The sequence below is a fragment of the Winogradskyella litoriviva genome (genome assembly GCF_013249065.1).
GTDB classification, from domain to species: Bacteria; Bacteroidota; Bacteroidia; order Flavobacteriales; family Flavobacteriaceae; genus Winogradskyella; species Winogradskyella litoriviva.
The window spans coordinates 262,420-280,157 of record NZ_JABRWQ010000003.1 but is presented as its reverse complement, the minus strand read 5'-3'; the positions used below and the strand labels follow the sequence as shown (position 1 = coordinate 280,157).

General features: G+C 31.4%; 20 protein-coding genes. 8 read left to right on the top strand and 12 right to left on the bottom strand.

Features of this window, described 5'->3' with window-relative positions; genetic code table 11:
- Positions 1-88 precede the first annotated feature (88 nt).
- A complete protein-coding gene (locus tag HNV10_RS07745; protein WP_173300762.1) occupies positions 89-1,342 on the top strand; it encodes an ABC transporter permease in 1,254 nt (417 codons plus the stop codon).
- Between the two features lie 87 nt (positions 1,343-1,429).
- Here HNV10_RS07745 and HNV10_RS07740 read toward each other — a convergent pair whose 3' ends face one another.
- Positions 1,430-1,888: a GAF domain-containing protein gene (locus HNV10_RS07740; protein WP_173300761.1), complete on the bottom strand. Its 459-nt coding sequence runs from the start codon at positions 1,886-1,888 to the stop codon at positions 1,430-1,432.
- Positions 1,889-1,981: 93 nt separating this feature from the next.
- Here HNV10_RS07740 and xrtF point away from each other — a divergent pair, with 93 nt between their 5' ends.
- The 5 genes from xrtF to HNV10_RS07715 all read left to right on the top strand — a co-directional run bounded on the left by xrtF (position 1,982) and on the right by HNV10_RS07715 (position 6,144).
- Positions 1,982-2,533 carry an exosortase family protein XrtF gene (xrtF, locus tag HNV10_RS07735; RefSeq protein WP_173300760.1) on the top strand — a complete coding sequence of 184 codons (552 nt, stop codon included), beginning with the start codon at positions 1,982-1,984 and terminating at the stop codon, positions 2,531-2,533.
- The gene (locus HNV10_RS07730) at positions 2,526-2,954 is read left to right on the top strand and encodes an exosortase F system-associated membrane protein (RefSeq protein WP_173300759.1); all 429 of its coding nucleotides are present in this window, start codon (positions 2,526-2,528) and stop codon (positions 2,952-2,954) included. The genes xrtF and HNV10_RS07730 overlap by 8 nt, the downstream gene beginning before the upstream one ends.
- Positions 2,955-3,001: 47 nt before the next feature.
- The gene (locus HNV10_RS07725) at positions 3,002-3,412 is read left to right on the top strand and encodes an HYC_CC_PP family protein (protein WP_173301008.1); all 411 of its coding nucleotides are present in this window, start codon (positions 3,002-3,004) and stop codon (positions 3,410-3,412) included.
- Positions 3,413-3,487: 75 nt separating this feature from the next.
- Positions 3,488-5,725, top strand: coding sequence for a TonB-dependent receptor (locus HNV10_RS07720; RefSeq protein WP_173300758.1), 2,238 nt, complete (start codon positions 3,488-3,490; stop codon positions 5,723-5,725).
- A gap of 47 nt (positions 5,726-5,772) precedes the next feature.
- Positions 5,773-6,144, top strand: coding sequence for a heavy-metal-associated domain-containing protein (locus HNV10_RS07715; RefSeq protein ID WP_173300757.1), 372 nt, complete (start codon positions 5,773-5,775; stop codon positions 6,142-6,144).
- Positions 6,145-6,230: 86 nt separating this feature from the next.
- Here HNV10_RS07715 and HNV10_RS07710 read toward each other — a convergent pair whose 3' ends face one another.
- Both HNV10_RS07710 and HNV10_RS07705 read right to left on the bottom strand, forming a co-directional pair.
- On the bottom strand, positions 6,231-6,884 hold the full coding sequence (locus tag HNV10_RS07710) for a DUF6090 family protein (RefSeq protein WP_173300756.1): 654 nt from the start codon (positions 6,882-6,884) through the stop codon (positions 6,231-6,233).
- Positions 6,885-7,091: 207 nt separating this feature from the next.
- Complete coding sequence (locus HNV10_RS07705) at positions 7,092-7,490, bottom strand: CBS domain-containing protein (protein WP_173300755.1); 399 nt, start codon at positions 7,488-7,490, stop codon at positions 7,092-7,094.
- Between the two features lie 142 nt (positions 7,491-7,632).
- On the opposite strand from HNV10_RS07705, the gene HNV10_RS07700 reads away from it, so the two are divergent.
- Both HNV10_RS07700 and HNV10_RS07695 read left to right on the top strand, forming a co-directional pair.
- Positions 7,633-8,007 (top strand): hypothetical protein, encoded by a 375-nt coding sequence (locus tag HNV10_RS07700; protein ID WP_173300754.1) that lies wholly within the window; start codon positions 7,633-7,635, stop codon positions 8,005-8,007.
- 1 nt (position 8,008) lies between these two features.
- Positions 8,009-9,730 (top strand): ABC1 kinase family protein, encoded by a 1,722-nt coding sequence (locus tag HNV10_RS07695; RefSeq protein WP_173300753.1) that lies wholly within the window; start codon positions 8,009-8,011, stop codon positions 9,728-9,730.
- 57 nt (positions 9,731-9,787) lie between these two features.
- Here the strand turns inward: HNV10_RS07695 and HNV10_RS07690 are convergent, their stop codons facing one another.
- The 9 genes from HNV10_RS07690 to miaB form a co-directional block, all read right to left on the bottom strand.
- Entirely contained in the window at positions 9,788-10,393 is a 606-nt protein-coding gene (locus HNV10_RS07690; protein WP_173300752.1) for a hypothetical protein, read from the bottom strand.
- Between the two features lie 172 nt (positions 10,394-10,565).
- Complete coding sequence (groL, locus tag HNV10_RS07685; protein WP_173300751.1) at positions 10,566-12,194, bottom strand: chaperonin GroEL; 1,629 nt, start codon at positions 12,192-12,194, stop codon at positions 10,566-10,568.
- A 106-nt stretch (positions 12,195-12,300) separates the two neighbouring features.
- Complete coding sequence (locus tag HNV10_RS07680) at positions 12,301-12,576, bottom strand: co-chaperone GroES (RefSeq protein ID WP_173300750.1); 276 nt, start codon at positions 12,574-12,576, stop codon at positions 12,301-12,303.
- Between the two features lie 169 nt (positions 12,577-12,745).
- The gene (secG, locus tag HNV10_RS07675; RefSeq protein WP_173300749.1) at positions 12,746-13,090 is read right to left on the bottom strand and encodes a preprotein translocase subunit SecG; all 345 of its coding nucleotides are present in this window, start codon (positions 13,088-13,090) and stop codon (positions 12,746-12,748) included.
- Between the two features lies 1 nt (position 13,091).
- Entirely contained in the window at positions 13,092-14,033 is a 942-nt protein-coding gene (locus HNV10_RS07670; protein ID WP_173300748.1) for a hypothetical protein, read from the bottom strand.
- A 3-nt stretch (positions 14,034-14,036) separates the two neighbouring features.
- A complete protein-coding gene (locus HNV10_RS07665) occupies positions 14,037-14,540 on the bottom strand; it encodes an LptE family protein (RefSeq protein WP_173300747.1) in 504 nt (167 codons plus the stop codon).
- A complete protein-coding gene (locus tag HNV10_RS07660; protein WP_173300746.1) occupies positions 14,541-14,738 on the bottom strand; it encodes a hypothetical protein in 198 nt (65 codons plus the stop codon).
- Between the two features lie 98 nt (positions 14,739-14,836).
- Complete coding sequence (locus tag HNV10_RS07655; protein WP_173300745.1) at positions 14,837-16,102, bottom strand: sigma-54 interaction domain-containing protein; 1,266 nt, start codon at positions 16,100-16,102, stop codon at positions 14,837-14,839.
- Positions 16,103-16,107: 5 nt separating this feature from the next.
- Positions 16,108-17,553 carry a tRNA (N6-isopentenyl adenosine(37)-C2)-methylthiotransferase MiaB gene (gene miaB / locus HNV10_RS07650; RefSeq protein ID WP_173301007.1) on the bottom strand — a complete coding sequence of 482 codons (1,446 nt, stop codon included), beginning with the start codon at positions 17,551-17,553 and terminating at the stop codon, positions 16,108-16,110.
- Between the last annotated feature and the right edge of the window lie 185 nt (positions 17,554-17,738).

Genomic DNA, 17,738 nt, shown 5'->3' with positions numbered 1-17,738 from the left:
TGATACAAAATGCAGTTTCTTTAAGTTTTTTGTAACAATAAATTGTTGAAAACGTCCTATCTTTAAAATGTTATAAAACAACCTTTACATGCTAGTCTATTTACGCTTATTAAAAGAGAGTTTTTCGTTTGCAATAAATGCGCTACGAAACAATAAGCTCAGAACATTTTTGTCACTTTTAGGTGTAACCGTTGGTATCTTTTCTATTATAGCTGTGTTAGCTGCTGTAGATTCTTTAGATAAAACTATAACTTCTCAGTTAAGTTCTTTAGATAGTAATACAATGTATGTAGTAAATAGGTCATTTGGTCCAACTAGTGTGCCTCGTTGGCAACGCGAAACTTTTGATCCAATTTCTTATAACGAATATAAAAGCTTAAAATCTTCATTGTCTGATGCAAAGCATGTTGCTTTTCAGTTAGGTGTAAAGCCAGAAAATATTAGGTATGAATCTGAATTAGTAAGTGGTGTTAATACCGTTGTAGTATCTAGTGAATTTACGGATATCCAGGTTTTAGAATTTGAAAAAGGGCGATTTTATAATGAATCTGAATCTAATTCTGGAAAAGCAGTAGTTGTAATTGGTTCTGAGATTGCTAAATCTTTATTTGGTGAATTAGAGCCTCTTGGTAAAAAAGTGCGTTTGTATGGGCAAAAATTTACGGTAATTGGTGTTGTTAAAAAAGAAGGGTCTGGGCTGTTTGGTGCAAGTAACGATGTTTCTATTTTTCTACCTGCAAATTATGTAAGAAATAGATTTGGTGATAATAACCCTAACAATATGCATATTGTTATAATTAAGCCTGAAAAAGATGCTGATATTGATGGATTGAAAGCCGAAATCACTCAGATTTTGAGAAATAGACGAGGCTTGAAAGCTGATGAAATAGATACGTTTTTTGTAAATATAATTGCTGGTTTACAAAATATGATTGATGAAATGTTGGGTATGATGAATATTATAGGATGGGTGATTAGTGGCTTTTCTCTTTTAGTGGGAGGTTTTGGTATAGCTAATATTATGTTTGTAAGCGTAAAGGAACGTACTAACCTTATTGGTATACAGAAATCATTAGGTGCAAAAAATAAATTTATTATGTTTCAGTTTCTATTTGAAGCCGTTATACTTGCTGTCGTTGGTGGTATTGTTGGCCTATTTTTAGTTTGGATAGGTACAATAATAGGAAGTAATCTTGCTGAAGATTTTGAATTTGTACTCTCACCACAGAATATGTTTTTAGGTTTCTTTATTTCTTCAATAATTGGATTAATTTCGGGAGTGATTCCTGCTTTAACAGCTTCGAGATTAGATCCTGTAGAAGCTATAAGAACAGGTATGTAGTTTAAATTTAAAGAATAGCTAAAACGGAAAAATTATAAATTCAAAATTATAAATTGAATTTATACACAATGGTATAAACGTTTAATTTTAATTCAAAATTTCTGCCACTTCCTTACAAACAAACTCCAAAAAACGCTCGTCAGCTTCCGTAAATGGATCTGGTGTGTTAGAGTCAATATCTATTTGTCCAATATTTTCGCCATTTACAAAAATAGGAATCACAATTTCTGCTTTAACGGTAATACTACACGCAATGTAGTTGTCTTGAGCAGCGACATCTGGCACTACAAAATTTTTGTTACTTACGGCAACCTGTCCACAAATACCTTTCCCAAACGGAATAATGGTATGGTCTGTTGGTTCACCAACATATGGTCCTAGTTTTAATTCATTTTTATCGCCATTTTTAAAGTAGAAACCAACCCAATTGTAGTAACTAACATTAGCCTCGAGAATTTTACAAATTTTTAATAGTTTTTCATTAACACTAGGGTTTTCTTGTGCAATGATTTTTTGTATTTCAGGTTTTAGATCTTGTAAATTCATGGTTATAAAAAAACTTTTGGTAAAAGTATTTAAAATACACTATTTTGAATTACTGTTTTTATAAATTTAACATCAAACTAAAAACTTTTTTAATTGAAGACGTTATTAATTAAATACAAACCAGTAATTCGCTTTATTGTCACTTTTTTGGCGGTTTATGGAATTTTAACAATTGGTTATAATGTGTATTTAAATTTGTCTGATGGTTCTAAATATTACCCAGATTATTTAACCAACCTAGTTGCACAGCAAACAAACGAAGTATTAAATGGAGTAGGTTATAACGCAAGTGTAATGCCGCATCCTAATGAGCCATCAATGAAAATTATAATAAATGGAAAGTTTGTTGCCACAGTTATAGAAGGTTGTAATGCCACTAGTATTGTAATTTTATTTCTTTCATTTATTATTGCTTTTGCAGGGAAATTAAAAACTACAATTTTATATTGCTTTGCTGGTAGTATAATTATCTATGCATTTAATCTTGTTAGAATTGTTATTCTCTCCATAGGTTTGTATCATTATCCTTGGCAACAAGAAGTTTTACATAAAGTAATATTTCCTATGTTAATTTATGGCATTGTTTTTATGCTATGGATGATTTGGGTTAATCGGTTTTCTAAAAATGTAAATACCAATGAATAAAGTTGTAACCTATTTATTAGTTGGTATGCTTTTATTATTCTTAGTGTTAATAAGAGCTTTTGAGAACGTCTTATTCTATGATCCCTATTTAACATTTTTTGAAAACGACTTTTTATATATGGATAGTCCAAGACGGGAAATTGCTAAATTAGTAGTATTTACAACAATTAGATTTGTGTTAAATTCTGTTATCTCTCTAGGCATCTTGTATCTTTTCTTTAAGGATAAAAGCATTATAAAGTTTTCAATATTAATCTATGCCGTGTCTTATGTGTTATTATTAATACCGTTTTTATATTTTGTAATTAATCCTAGACAAGAAGATTATTATTTGTTTTTTAATATTAGACGATTTTTAATACAGCCAATATTGCTTCTTTTGCTTCTTCCTGCGTTTTATTATCATCGTTTAAAACGTTAATTCCTAATTAAATTTAGAAGGTCTATTTAATTGTTTTGTAACTTTGCATTGTGAAATTTTTATCTATACATAAAATTTTATCTATTGCGTTAGCGTTTTTGGTAGTGTTTTCTACATTGTCATTTACAGTTGAAAAACACTACTGTGGAGATAATTTAGTTGATATATCTGTGTTTTCTGAAGTTAAGAAATGTGGTATGGAAATGTCTCCAAATACAGAAGCGATTAAAAAATCTTGTTGTAAAGATGAAATTGATGTAGTTAAAGGTCAAAATGATTTAAAACTTAATACTTCAGACGATTTATTGCCTGTTCAAATTGTATTCTTACAATCTTTTGTTTACAGTTTTAATGCACTTTTTGAGAGCCTAACAAAACAAATAATACCTCATAACGATTATTCTCCACCCAACTTGGTGGCTGATATACAGCTATTAGACCAAGTTTTTACAATTTGATTATTGGTAATATCCCTTACTAGAAAAAGGATGCACACATAAATGTGCAATTAGTTATACCTATAAATCAAACAAATGAAAAAATATTTAAGTATTAGTTTTTTGTTTTTGTCGCTGATATTATCTGCACAAGATCAATTAAATGGTGCTGTTTTTGAGAACAGTACAGGTAAAAAAATGCCTTTACCAGGAGCAAATGTCTATTGGTTGGGTTCATCAATAGGTGCAATAACGGCAGAAGATGGTAAGTTTTCATTACCATATAAATTCTCCTATAATAAATTAGTTATTAGTTATGTTGGTTTTAAAACAGATACTTTAACTGTAAATGAAAACCAGTATATAAATCATGTAATGCAAGCTAGCGATGAGTTAGATGAAGTTGAAATTAAATCTCGAAATCAGGCAACCAGAAAATCTTATTTGCAAGCAGCGAATACATTTACTGTAACTAGTGCCGAACTGTTAAAAGCAGCCTGTTGTAATTTGTCCGAAAGTTTTGAAACCAATCCGTCTATAGATGTTAATTTTGCAGATGCAGTTTCAGGAACAAAGCAGATTAAGATGTTGGGATTAAATTCGCCTTACATATTAATTACTACAGAGAATGTTCCTGCAATTAGAGGAGCTTCACAAGCCTATGGACTCAGTTTTATTCCTGGTACTTGGGTAGAGAGTATACAGATTACAAAAGGCACAGGTAGTGTAGTTAATGGTTTTGAGAGCATTGCAGGCCAAATTAATGCAGAACTGGTAAAGCCAACTACAGATAATCGTTTATTTGTCAATCTCTTTGGTGCAACTAGTGAGCGGTTAGAGTTAAATACACATGTTAATACAAAGGTTTCAGACAAATGGAGCACTGGTTTGTATTTGCATGGTAATACACATCAAAAAAAACACGATGTTAATAATGATGGTTTTTTAGATATGCCTTTATATAATCAAATAAATGTATTGAATCGTTGGCAATATACTAACCCAGTAAAAGGTGTTGTTAGTTTTATTAATTTAAGGTATCTCAATGATGAAAAACAAGCCGGACAAGTAGATTTTGATCCAGAAATCGATAGAGGATCTACCAACTTTTGGGGAAGTGAAATTAATACGGAACGTTTTGAGGTCACCACAAAATTAGGTTATGTTAATCCTGAAATTCCATACCAGAGTTTAGGTTTTCAGACAGCATATAGTTATCACAAACAAGCGTCTTATTTTGGTTTAAATCTGTATGATATTCAGCATAATAGTTTTTACTCAAATTTAGTGTACAACAGTATTATTTCAGATTCTAGGCACAAGGTTAAAACCGGATTAAGTTTTACCTATGATTATTATGACGAATTAGTAAATACAGATACTTACGAACGAATAGAAAACTCTTTTGGTGGTTTTTTTGAGTATGCTTATGATAATTTGGATAAATTAACAATGACAGCTGGTGTTAGAGTAGATCAGCACAATAGATTAGGATTTTTTGTAACACCACGTTTACATCTGCGTTATACACCATGGGAAAAATCGGCATTACGGTTTTCTGTAGGACGAGGAAAAAGAAGTGCTAATATTTTTGCCGAAAACCAAAATATGTTTGCCAGTTCGCGCCAAATTAATATTCTAAATTCTGGAGGAAAGATTTATGGTTTAGATCCTGAAATTGCATGGAATTATGGTATTAGTTACTTGCAAGGCTTTAATTTATTTGGAAGAAAAGCAGATGTTACCTTAGATTATTATATCACAGATTTTAAAAATCAAATTGTGGTGGATTGGGAAAACCCATTTGAAATTAATTTTTATAATCTTGACGGCGAAAGTTATGCTAATAGTTTTCAGTTTGAATTTAATTATAACGCCTTTGAAGGTTTTGATTTAAGAACGGCTTATAAGTATTATGATATAAAAACCGATTATAATTCTGGTAAGTTAGAAAAACCGTTAATTCCAAAACATCGTTTATTTGCAAATGCATCTTATGAAACATCTATAAAAGACAATGGAGCGCAATGGAAATTTGATGCCACCTATAATTGGTTAGATGCTCAGCGTTTTCCGAGTACAATGTTAAGTACTACGGAATATAAATTAAATGATTATTCACCTTCAGTCGGAACTTTAAATTTGCAAGTAACTAAAGTCTTTTCTCCTATATTTGAATTATATTTAGGAGGTGAAAACGTTACCAATGTAAGGCAGAGCAATCCTATTGTGAGTGCCGAAAATCCATTTGGTTCAAATTTTGATACTAATTTTGTATATGGTCCAATTTTTGGAAGTATGTATTATGCAGGCTTACGCTTTAAACTTAAATAACTAAATTTCTTGCCATAGCAGGAATCTTAATAATAAAAATTGAAAACATGAAAAAAATAATTTTAGTATTTACAATTTTACTTACTACAGTTACATTTGCGCAGAATAAAAACGCAAAAGCAAGTATTGAAGTCGATGGTGTTTGTGGCATGTGTAAAGAACGCATTGAAAAAGCTGCTATAAGAACAAAAGGGGTAAAATCAGCAATTTGGAACGTAGACACACACGAGTTAAAACTTATTTTTGATGAGCGTAAAACAGATTTAAAAACCATAGCACAAAAAGTAGCTGATGTTGGGCATGATACCATGGAGATTAAAGCTACTGATGAGGCCTATAATTCTGTGCATGCCTGTTGTAAGTATCGCGATGATGAGGTTAAGAAAGACCACGAACCAAAGGAAGAAGATAAAGATTAAAAGTAAAAAAAAAGCCTGAATAAAGATTCAGGCTTTTTTTATAATTTGTATTCTAGGTATAATGGTATGTTTTTAAAGCCTAGTAATTAATTACTAACAGCATCAATTTCTGCAATTAGACTATCGCAACTTTCAATTCCGAATTTTGTGGCAGTTTTCTTGTCTTCAAATGTTGTTAATAATGCTCTTACAATATTTTTTAGTTTAATTTCATCTAAAAAAGGTCCTTTACCTTGAGGTATTCTGTCGTAGTCAGCATGGTTTACCAAATAGTTACCTAAATAATCTTTTATTAAACTGGTATGTCTAAAGTAATCATCAGACACTTCATCATAATTAGCATAATGTTGTTGTATGGCTGTTTTTAGTTTAAAATCTTCTATTAATTTTAAATCTCCTGAGTTTATTAAAGTTTTATAAGTAATATTTTTAGGGCTAAAGTTTACATATTTTACTATCGCGAAAATGTTATTCATTAATCGCATGTCTTGATTTTTTTCAGAGTTCAATACAGGGATAATCTCTGAACAAATTTTTATTTTCTTATTTATAGCTTCAATATTTTTTTCTAATTGCATTTTGTCAGATTCAACATCACTTTTTAGATTTGTGAGATATTGTTTCTTTAGCTTTTTATCTTTTAAGTTATCTGCGCATTTATTCATGCTAAAGGCAATAGTTATACCTATAATAACAATAATAATCTCTCTTAAAGTGTATTTCCAAGTTGTTTTTGCCATATGAGATTTGTAATTAGACTTCTAAATCTAAGAAATTTAATTTTAAAACCAATTTTGGGATAAATAAAAGACCTTAATTTTAATAAGGTCTTTTTAAATTAAAAATTAGAAAATAAGTATTACTAGCAATACTTTTAATTTAGATTCTTGTAATAATTGAGCAGTTTTTCTTAATATCTAAGATTAAATTGCCCTATAAACAATGTCTTATTTAAGATAATAGCGTATCATATCTGCAGTAGAAACAATGCCAACAACGGATTGTTGTTTAATAATAGGAATAGCGTGGTAACGACCTTTTGCAAATTCTTCTGCAACTTCATTTATAGAGGTTTCCGGACTTACAGCATAAGGTTTATGTGTCATAATATCCTTTACAGTAAGTTCATTGTATATGGCGTTATCATCACTAAGTCCTGCGCCTTTAATTTTGTACATAAAATCAATTAAACTTACCATACCAATTAAATTGCCATGTTCTGTAACAGGTATGTGATGATGAAATTTTTTCTTTTCGTAAATGTGTTTAACATCTATAATTTTTTGTTCTGGCGAAACACATACTACATTTTTCGTCATTATTGATGAGATTGGTGCTGATTTCATAATGCTATGTTTTAAAGTGAAATACGTACTGATTTACAATCAAAAATAAGGTACAACAACGACATACCAACTGATTAAAATCATTTTAAAATTACCTGTTTTACAATATCTTGTATTAGGGTAAAATTCTAAAACATCAGTCATGAAAACGAAAACATTAATTGAGTTGGTTACATTATCATCTAGCCTTTATGTGTTAACTAGAGATACGCATTTATTAGAAAGATTAAGCGATTGGACTGAAAAACGTAAAGAGGGTCTTAATAAAATTGCTTCAGATTCTGTGACAGATGAAGATGGAAATGAGTTAGAACTGATGGATAAAATTTTGAGTAAGGCCGAACAAGTAAAAGAAGAGCTCGAATCTAAAATTGAAGAATTAATGGCTAAAGTTTATAAAAAGATAAACATTGCCCATTTAGATGAAATAAAAGGATTAAATGAGAAACTAGAAAAGGCTGATGCTAATATCGCATTATTAGAAGCAAGATTGAATAAACTTGAAACTTTAACATAAAATGGGCCTTTATACTGACATAGGTAAAAAATATAAATCCGTAACACGTTACAATCAAATATTAAAGGTATTAGTTAAGTACGGCTTTAAAGACTTGGTACAATATCTTGAGGAGAAGAAACGATTCACTTTTTTACAACAATTAATTCCAAAAAGATCTAGAATAGATGCTTCAAAATATACTAAATGGGAAAAGATGCGTTTGGTATGTGAAGAACTTGGACCAACATTTATAAAATTTGGTCAAATTCTTAGTAACCGTCCTGATTTAGTGCCATTAAAATTAACCTTTGAGTTAGAGAAACTTTTGGATAATGTGCCACCCATGCCAGAAGAAATAGCAAAGCAAGTTGTTGAAACAGAATTAAAAGGTAGTGTAGAAAATTTGTTTGCGTGGTTTAATCCTAAGCCTTTTGCATCTGCTTCAATGGCACAGGTACATAAAGTTATCTTGCACAGCGGAAAACGTGTAGCATTAAAGATTCAAAGACCAGGTATTAAAGAAATTATTATTGAAGATATTAAAGTAATGTACAGCATTGCTGAAGTTTTAGAAAAACGAATACCTTCAATTAAGAGTTTTGACCCAATGGGATTAGTAAAAAACTTTGAAGATGCAATACTCAAAGAGCTCGATTTTATTAACGAATCCATCAATGTGCAACGTTTTTACAATAATCTTGCTGATGATGATAGTGCCGATCAGTATGCTAGAGCGCCAAAAGTATATAGAGAATATACCACTACAAAACTATTGGCATTAGAGTTTATGTCTGGAACTAAAATTGATAATCTTTCTGAATTAAAGGAGAAAAATTTTGATTCTAAAATTATTGCAACACGTTTAACAAAAAGTTATTTTAAGCAGATATTTAATTATGGATTCTTCCATGCTGATCCTCACCCAGGAAATTTATTAATACTTCCAAACGGACATATTTGTTACTTGGATTTTGGAATGATGGGCAGTATTTTGCCTAGAGATATTGAAGTTTTTGGTAAGCTGTTTTTAGCAATTACCAGAAAAGATGTAAATAAAATTATTAAAGCTTTACAGCAACTGTCTAATTACACTAATATAGAAAATATAAGAGCTTTAGAGTTTGATATCAATGAATTTGTAGAAAAATACTATGTACGCTCAGTTCATAAAAATGAACTAAGCACTATTTTAATTGAGCTAAAAGATATTATTATTGCACACGGACTTAAAGTGCCAACACATTTTTTCTTATTTGCTAGATCATTAGTAACTATAGAGGGTGTTGTAAATAAATTAGATCCAGAATGTAATCAATACGCAATTGCTAAACCATTTTTGTTAAGAGCGGTTGCAAAGAGTTTTAATCCAATTAGATTTGGTGAAAAAGCCCTCAATTCTATATATGAATTAGGAAATTATATGGAAGATTTTCCAAGAGATTTAAAAAATGCAATTCGAAAAATAAATAGAGGCGAAATTAAAGTTGATTTAACGCACAAAGGCATTGACCCAATGGTGCATACAATACATAGGGTTACCAAACAGCTGGTATCTGCTTTTATAATGGCAGCATTAATTATTGGAGCAGCCATGTTTATTATTTCTGGTATTAAACCACTTTGGGGAGAAATTTCTGTATTAGGTATTGTGTGTTTGGTAATTACTATTATAATTGCCTATGGTATGATTAGAGATATAAGAAAAGGTGATTACGATGAATGGTGGTATCAAAAAAAGTAGTTATATGAAAAAGCACAGCTCAAATTATTAAATTTTAGCTGTGCTTTTTTTTTAAGGCTAAGTAGTTTTTATGAATGCTTGTTTAAAGTGGCGAAAACCTTCTGAGATTTCATCCTGAAAATGCTCCCACTTGTTCTCTTCCTTTTTTTTTCCATATTTTGTTTTTATTCGTTCAATAAAGCTATTGAAATCTTTTTTGCCTTTTTCGTAAGAAGCAGTAGCACCTTCTTTTCCTTGTTCATACTTTCTTTCTAAAATCTCAAGATTAACTTTAAATTTTTCAATTTCCAATAAAACAAATGCGTATAAACGACTTATACGTTTATCGGTTTTAATCTTTACTTCAATTTCATGCAGTTTAGTTAATAGTTTTCTTTTTTCTACTCTAAAAGTATCTAAACTTTCTGCTTTACCCAGTTCTAGCTGAACACGTAATTCATCTAATTTGGTATCAATATCTTCTAATTTTTCCTTACCTGTAGATATTTTAGATTTAGCATCAAATAAAACAGTATTAAATTTCTTTTTTACCTCTTCGTATCTGTCCTTAGCTTCAGCTTTTCCTAAAGCAGCCTGCACTTGAAGCTCCTCTATTTCTATTGCTGCTTTTCTCAATGTTTCAACGACATTGTCTATGAAACGAGTTTCTTCTATGGTTTTCATGATATAAAATTTTATAGGTTATATACAAATATGAAAACTATTCTAAAGATTTTCAATGAGGAATATCAGTTAAGGCATTTTAATTTGAGATAATAAAAAGCCCTTGACAAAATATCAAGGGCTTTTATATAATAATTGATTTGCATCAATAATTCATCTATGTGATTTACTATTACATCATACCTGGCATTCCTCCGCCACCCATTGGCATTGCAGGAGCATCTTCTTTAATGTCTACTAATGCACACTCAGTAGTTAGAATCATACCAGCAACAGAAGCAGCATTTTCTAGCGCTATACGTGTTACTTTTTTAGGGTCAATAATACCAGCTTTAAGCATATCTACATAAGTTTCTGATTTAGCATCGTATCCAAAGTCTTTTTTGCCTTCTAATACTTTATTTATAACTACTGAACCTTCACCACCAGCATTTTCTACAATAGTACGTAATGGAGATTCAATTGCTTTGTTTACAATTTGCACACCTGTAGTTTCGTCTAAGTTATCGGTAGTTAATTTTTCCAATACTTTTTTAGCTCTCACTAAGGCAACGCCTCCACCTGCAACGATACCTTCTTCAACGGCAGCACGTGTAGCATGTAGAGCATCATCAACTCTGTCCTTTTTTTCTTTCATTTCAACTTCAGAAGCAGCACCTACGTATAATACAGCAACACCTCCAGCTAGTTTAGCTAAACGTTCTTGTAGTTTTTCTTTATCGTAATCAGAAGTTGTAGTATCTATCTGAGCTTTAATTTGATTTACGCGAGCTTTGATATCTGCAGCTTTACCACTACCGTTTACAATAGTTGTGTTGTCTTTGTCAATTGTTACGGTTTCTGCAGTACCTAACATAGTTAAGTCAGCATTTTCAAGAGAGAAACCTCTTTCTTCAGAAATTACAACACCACCTGTAAGAATAGCGATATCTTCTAACATGGCTTTACGTCTGTCTCCAAAACCAGGTGCTTTTACAGCAGCAATTTTAAGTCCACCACGTAATTTGTTTACTACTAAAGTTGCTAAGGCTTGCCCTTCAACATCTTCAGCGATTATTAATAAAGGACGACCAGATTGTGCAACTGGTTCTAATATTGGAAGAATTTCTTGTAAGTTAGAGATTTTTTTATCGAATAATAAAATGTAAGGATTCTCTAAATCAGCAATCATTTTATCTGAGTCTGTAACAAAGTAAGGTGATAAATAACCTCTGTCAAACTGCATACCCTCAACCACATCAACGTATGTTTCCATACCTTTAGCTTCTTCTACGGTAATTACACCTTCTTTACCAACTTTACCAAAAGCTGTAGCGATTAATTCACCTATGGTATCATCATTGTTTGCAGAAATCGCTGCAACTTGTTTAATCTTATCAGAAGAGCTTCCTACTTTTTGAGATTGTTTATCTAAATCCGTTACAATAGCTTCAACTGCTTTGTCAATACCACGTTTTAAATCCATTGGGTTTGCGCCAGCAGCAACGTTTTTAAGACCTTCTTTTACAATAGCTTGAGCTAACACTGTCGCAGTGGTTGTACCATCACCAGCTAAATCGTTAGTTTTAGAAGCTACTTCTTTTACCATCTGAGCTCCCATGTTTTCAAGCTCATCTTCTAGCTCAATTTCTTTTGCTACAGAAACACCATCTTTGGTTACTTGAGGTGCACCAAATGATTTTCCTATAATTACGTTACGACCTTTTGGTCCTAATGTTACTTTTACTGCATTTGCTAAAGCATCTACACCACGTTTTAGTCCGTCGCGTGCTTCAATATCGAATTTTATATCTTTTGCCATGTTTTTTTAGTTTTTGTCATTCCTGCGAAGGCAGGAATCTATTTTAATTAAGTTTTTAGTGGATTCCGCATCAAGTGCGGAATGACAGAATTAATAGTTTGGATGATTAGATTATCGCTAGGATGTCACTTTCACGCATCATTAAATAATCTTTACCTTCAAGTTTAAGTTCAGTTCCACCATATTTTCCATAAAGTACAGTATCACCAACTTTAACTGTTAAAGGTTCGTCTTTTGTTCCGTTACCAATGGCAACAACAGTCCCTTTTTGTGGTTTTTCTTTTGCATTATCTGGAATAATAATACCTGAAGCTGTTTTAGTTTCAGCTTGCTTTGGTTCTACAAGAACACGGTCTGCTAATGGTTTAATGTTTAAGCCCATTTGTTATATTTTTTAAATTATTTAATTATTAATTTACGCTGAAGCGTAGTTCGAAAATTGTGCCATATAAGAATGACTGACAAAGTTTCATACTTTGTTATTTTGTATATGAAAATAAAAAAGCCAACTAAAAAAGTTGGCTTAATTTTATATTAATATAACGGTTGTATTATTCTGTCGCTGAACCGTCAGTAGTTGATCCATCCGTTGTTGGCATTGGTAGTGTTGGTGTTTCAATAGCTTCTTCTGTGTCTAAAGCTTTAGATTCAGTAGCTCCACCAGAATTAATTGTTAAATTAGACGCTAAAATTAATATGATTAAAGCACCTGCTAAAAACCATGTGCTTTTGTCTAAAAAGTCACCTGTTTTTTTTACTCCACCCATTTGCTGTGTGCCTCCACCTCCAAACGAAGAAGATAATCCTCCTCCTTTAGGGTTCTGTACCATAATTACTACGACAAGTAAAAAGGCAACGATTACGATTAATCCTAAAAATATTGTAAATGCACTCATTTTATATTGTATTATTATCTTTTATTTCTTTTACCAATTTTATTTGGTGTGCAAAGAAACTACTTTTTTCTGGATATTTCAAACTTAAAATTTTGTAAGATTGAATTGCTTTATCGTAGTTTTTTTGTTCTAAATATATTCTAGCTAAAGTTTCAGTCATCAAACTGTCTGAAATAGCATCATCATTGTTAACTAATTTTGGTTTTGGCGCATTGTCTTTAACCGGTTTTATCTTTGGGTTTTCGCTTATAAATTTATCAATTAGCGCTAACTTACTATCTAAAGGAGAACTGGTTGCTGGTTTAGCGTCTTCAACCTTTTCCTCTTCACTTTCATTAACTGTATCACGATTAATAGGTTTAAAACTTGTGATTTTTAGCCATTCTGTAAAGGAATGATTTTCAGATTTATCAAAATCAAGTGGTCTACCTATATTAAGTTGTTCTTCTGGTGTAATATTTTTTACGTCTACTGCAATAATAGAATCTTCAATTTTAGTTGCTTGTGGTTCTTTATTTTGTAGAGGTATTGGTTTTGCTTCAAACAAATTTGGGTCTAATACACCTTCGGTGGCTTTTATATGTTCTTTTAAAGCATCATCTATGGTTACACTCTTATTTATTGAAATGTCATCTAAGGCATTAACCTCAAAACCTTTTAAATGTTCTGTGTTTTGTTTGATTTGGTCTGATATTTCATTTTGGTTAAAAGCTTCAGAAGTAATATAATCAAATAATACACTACGGTCAGTAGTATGTGCTGCAGTAATTTTTAATGCATTATTATACTTATAACTGTCAGCTTGTTTTAAGCCTTTAAGGTATAGGGCTCTTAAAGTTTGAAAATAGGGATATTCTTTAATTGCAGATGAAAGCATATCTGTTTGAGATGCAGTTATAGCTTCTGGTTTATGTAATAATGTAGTTAAATCTTGAAGCTCCATAATTTACCAATCTGCTAAAGAAGCGTTTAGGATGTCTTGAGTTAATCGTTCTAATATTTCATCGAAGGCTGTATCTTTTATACTGCCAGATAGTTGTTCGCTTGCGCCATAATCGTAATAAAAAGAAAAGCGTTTGTCAAAATCTTTTTCTTCGTCTTTGGTATTTATATAACGGACTTGTACACTAATAGTTAGACGGTTTTGTGCAGCTGTATTTTCTGAGGTTGCCGTCATTGGTGCAATTCTGTATTCTGTAATTTCACCTTCGTAAATAACCTCTCCACCTGAGTTTACTAAATTGGCACTTGTTTGGTTAGTGATTAAATCTTGGAGCGTAATTGTAAATAGTTGGTCTAAACCAGGTTCTATTAAATCAGCAGTATTCTGAAAAAAATTAACTTGAAACGTTTCTGGTGTGTCCGTAATTCCTGTAAACGAATAATTGACCTTGCAACCAAAACTAGCAAGGCCAATAACAAAAACTAAAAGGTATTTGAATTTATTCATTTAATAAGTATTTGGTTTTTTCATGGTTATAAAAGCATAAATATAGCCAGCATTATCCGCAACGTCAAAATCTACATTAATAAGTCTGTAACCTTTATAATGTTTTTCGTTTATCATATCTTCAGCCTCTTGTCTTATTGCTTCTGAGCTATTTCTTGTAAAGGACTTACGAATCATAAATATTTCTACTGCTTTCATTTGTTAATTTTCATTTGTTTTAAATCGTTTTAGAAAATCAACTAATACTTCAAACTGTTAATTTTAAATTTTCTTATAGTTGATGTCATAAACTTATCTTAAAGATCAAACTGTTTAATTTTTCTGTACAATGTGCGTTCACTAATACCAAGTTCTGCAGCAGCTAATTTACGCTTTCCGCTATGACGTTCTAAAGATTTTTTTATTAATTCAAGTTCCTTATCATGTAAAGATAGGGTTTCCTCTTCTTCAATTTCTTCTGCAAAATGGTATTTGTCTTCACTGTTTGTTGGCAGTTCTTCATTTTCTTCAGTGTGAGCAGGTATAGATAAAACTTCTAAATCTTCTACTTCAGATTCAAATTTCTCTTCTTTTTCTTCTCCGTATATTTTCTGAATTAAATGTTCATTATCTTTTTGTACATCAGAAATACTACCTGTTTTCATGAGTTCCATGGTTAGTTTTTTTAGATCATTAAGATCACTCTTCATGTCAAATAAAACTTTATATAAAATCTCACGTTCACTGCTAAAATCACTTTCAGATTTAGAGTTACTTACAACAGCTGGCAAATTATTGCCTGTATTTGGTAAATAATTTTGAAGGGTTACTCCGTTTATTGTTCTATTTTGTTCTAAAACTGAAACTTGCTCAGCTACATTACGTAACTGTCTTATATTACCATTCCAGCGATATTTTATAAGTAAATTAACGGCATCATCCGTTAATTTAATTGTAGGCATTTTATATTTTAAAGCAAAATCACTCGCAAATTTTCTAAACAATAAATGAATATCATCTTTGCGATCTCTAAGAGGAGGTAAGTTAATTTCTACCGTACTTAACCTGTAATATAAATCTTCTCTAAATTTTTCTTTTTTAATGGCTTCAAACATATTAACGTTTGTAGCTGCTACAATCCTTACATTGGTTTTTTGGACTTTGCTAGAGCCTACTTTTATAAATTCTCCATTTTCTAAAACACGTAATAATCTAACTTGAGTTGTAAGCGGTAACTCGCCAACTTCATCTAAAAAAATGGTTCCACCATCTGCAACTTCAAAATAACCCGATCGTGTAGATGTTGCGCCTGTAAAAGAACCTTTTTCATGTCCGAATAATTCACTGTCAATTGTACCTTCTGGTATAGCTCCACAGTTAACTGCAATATATTTACCGTGTTTTCTGTGTGATAATTGATGAATTATTTTAGGAATACTCTCCTTACCAACACCACTTTCTCCTGTTACTAATACAGAAATATCAGTAGGAGCAACTTGTATTGCTTTTTCTATGGCACGATTTAGCTTAGGGTCATTTCCTATAATTCCGAAACGTTGCTTTATGGCTTGAATAGATTCCATAGTAATTAATTATATTTAGAATAACCAACGGCTTTACCAATAAGTGTTGCGCTTGTGCAATCCGTGATTAGTACATTTACCAAATCGCCAATTTTGTAATTTTCCTTAGGGAAAACAGCTACTGTATTATCTGAAGTTCTACCAGACCATTGTGCATCTGATTTTTTAGACGCTTTTTCTATTAAAACCTCTACTGTTTTATTAAGATGTTGACGCGTTTTAATTTCGCTATACTTTCGTTCTAAAAGAATGATTTCGCTTAAACGACGTTTTTTTACAGCCTCTGGTACGTCATCTTCCATTTTACGACCAGCTAATGTTCCAGGTCGTTCAGAATAGGTAAACATGTAACCAAAATTATATTGCACATAATCCATTAAGCTCAATGTGTCTTGGTGATCCTCTTCTGTTTCTGTAGGGAAACCAGCAATTAGATCAACACTAATAGAGCATTCTGGGATAATACGTTTTATATTATCAACCAATTCAAAATATTCTTTTCGTGTGTGTAAGCGGTTCATTTCTTTTAAAATTCGGTCACTTCCGCTTTGTACTGGTAAATGAATATGTTTACAAATGTTATCGTATTTAGCCATGGTTTCAATAACATCTAAAGTAAAATCTTGTGGATTAGATGTAGAAAAACGTATACGCATTTTAGGTTGTGCTTTGGCGCACAATTCTAGCAATTTAGCAAAATTAACCGCTGTAGCTTTTTGTAATTCTGAGGCGTTAACAAAATCTTTTTTTAAGCCTCCTCCATACCATAAATAGCTATCTACATTTTGGCCAAGTAGCGTAATTTCTTTAAAGCCTTTAGACCAAAGGTCATTTACTTCTTCAATAATACTCTGAGGATCTCTACTGCGTTCTCGTCCTCTTGTAAATGGTACAACACAAAACGTACACATATTATCACAACCACGAGTAATAGATACAAACGCAGTAACACCATTTGTATTTAACCTCACAGGAGAAATGTCACCATAAGTTTCTTCTTTAGATAAGATAACGTTTATGGCATCTCTTCCTTCGTCTACTTCAGCAAGTAGATTAGGTAAATCTTTGTAGGCATCAGGTCCAACAACAAGGTCTACAATTTTTTCCTCCTCTAAAAATTTAGTTTTTAAGCGTTCTGCCATGCAACCTAAAACACCAACTTTCATTTTTGGGTTGGTGCGTTTTACGGCATTATATTGCTGTAGACGTTTTCTAACCGTCTGCTCGGCTTTGTCTCTTATAGAGCAAGTGTTTACTAAAACAAGGTCAGCTTCTTCAAGGGTTTGGGTTGTGTTAAAACCTTGTTCAGAGAGTATTGAAGCCACAATTTCACTATCGCTAAAATTCATGGCACAGCCATAACTTTCAATAAATAATTTGCGCTTGTTTCCTTCCTTATTATCTAAAATTAAGGTTTCGCCTTGTTTGTTTTCGTCTATAGTTTTTTCCATCAGTTGTAATGAATACTTCAAATTGCAATAAGTATGCAAAGATAATACTATTTTAGAGATTGTGACAAAGTGGCAGTTGTAAAATCTATAATATTTGTATTTTTAATTAACCTTTTGATATTAAGTTTTTTAATTGTATTCTGTTTAACGGTTTTATTCTCTTATAATGAAAATGTTAATCAAAG

Coding starts and splice junctions, on each gene's coding strand:
- HNV10_RS07700 (WP_173300754.1), top strand. CDS start 7,633: ATGAAAACGAAAACATTAATTGAGTTGGTTACATTATCATCTAGCCTT.
- HNV10_RS07705 (WP_173300755.1), bottom strand. CDS start 7,490: ATGAAATCAGCACCAATCTCATCAATAATGACGAAAAATGTAGTATGT.
- HNV10_RS07690 (WP_173300752.1), bottom strand. CDS start 10,393: ATGAAAACCATAGAAGAAACTCGTTTCATAGACAATGTCGTTGAAACA.
- HNV10_RS07745 (WP_173300762.1), top strand. CDS start 89: ATGCTAGTCTATTTACGCTTATTAAAAGAGAGTTTTTCGTTTGCAATA.
- HNV10_RS07720 (WP_173300758.1), top strand. CDS start 3,488: ATGAAAAAATATTTAAGTATTAGTTTTTTGTTTTTGTCGCTGATATTA.
- HNV10_RS07730 (WP_173300759.1), top strand. CDS start 2,526: ATGAATAAAGTTGTAACCTATTTATTAGTTGGTATGCTTTTATTATTC.
- HNV10_RS07715 (WP_173300757.1), top strand. CDS start 5,773: ATGAAAAAAATAATTTTAGTATTTACAATTTTACTTACTACAGTTACA.
- HNV10_RS07660 (WP_173300746.1), bottom strand. CDS start 14,738: ATGAAAGCAGTAGAAATATTTATGATTCGTAAGTCCTTTACAAGAAAT.
- HNV10_RS07695 (WP_173300753.1), top strand. CDS start 8,009: ATGGGCCTTTATACTGACATAGGTAAAAAATATAAATCCGTAACACGT.
- HNV10_RS07680 (WP_173300750.1), bottom strand. CDS start 12,576: ATGGGCTTAAACATTAAACCATTAGCAGACCGTGTTCTTGTAGAACCA.
- HNV10_RS07710 (WP_173300756.1), bottom strand. CDS start 6,884: ATGGCAAAAACAACTTGGAAATACACTTTAAGAGAGATTATTATTGTT.
- secG (WP_173300749.1), bottom strand. CDS start 13,090: ATGAGTGCATTTACAATATTTTTAGGATTAATCGTAATCGTTGCCTTT.
- groL (WP_173300751.1), bottom strand. CDS start 12,194: ATGGCAAAAGATATAAAATTCGATATTGAAGCACGCGACGGACTAAAA.
- HNV10_RS07665 (WP_173300747.1), bottom strand. CDS start 14,540: ATGAATAAATTCAAATACCTTTTAGTTTTTGTTATTGGCCTTGCTAGT.
- HNV10_RS07670 (WP_173300748.1), bottom strand. CDS start 14,033: ATGGAGCTTCAAGATTTAACTACATTATTACATAAACCAGAAGCTATA.
- HNV10_RS07655 (WP_173300745.1), bottom strand. CDS start 16,102: ATGGAATCTATTCAAGCCATAAAGCAACGTTTCGGAATTATAGGAAAT.
- miaB (WP_173301007.1), bottom strand. CDS start 17,553: ATGGAAAAAACTATAGACGAAAACAAACAAGGCGAAACCTTAATTTTA.
- HNV10_RS07740 (WP_173300761.1), bottom strand. CDS start 1,888: ATGAATTTACAAGATCTAAAACCTGAAATACAAAAAATCATTGCACAA.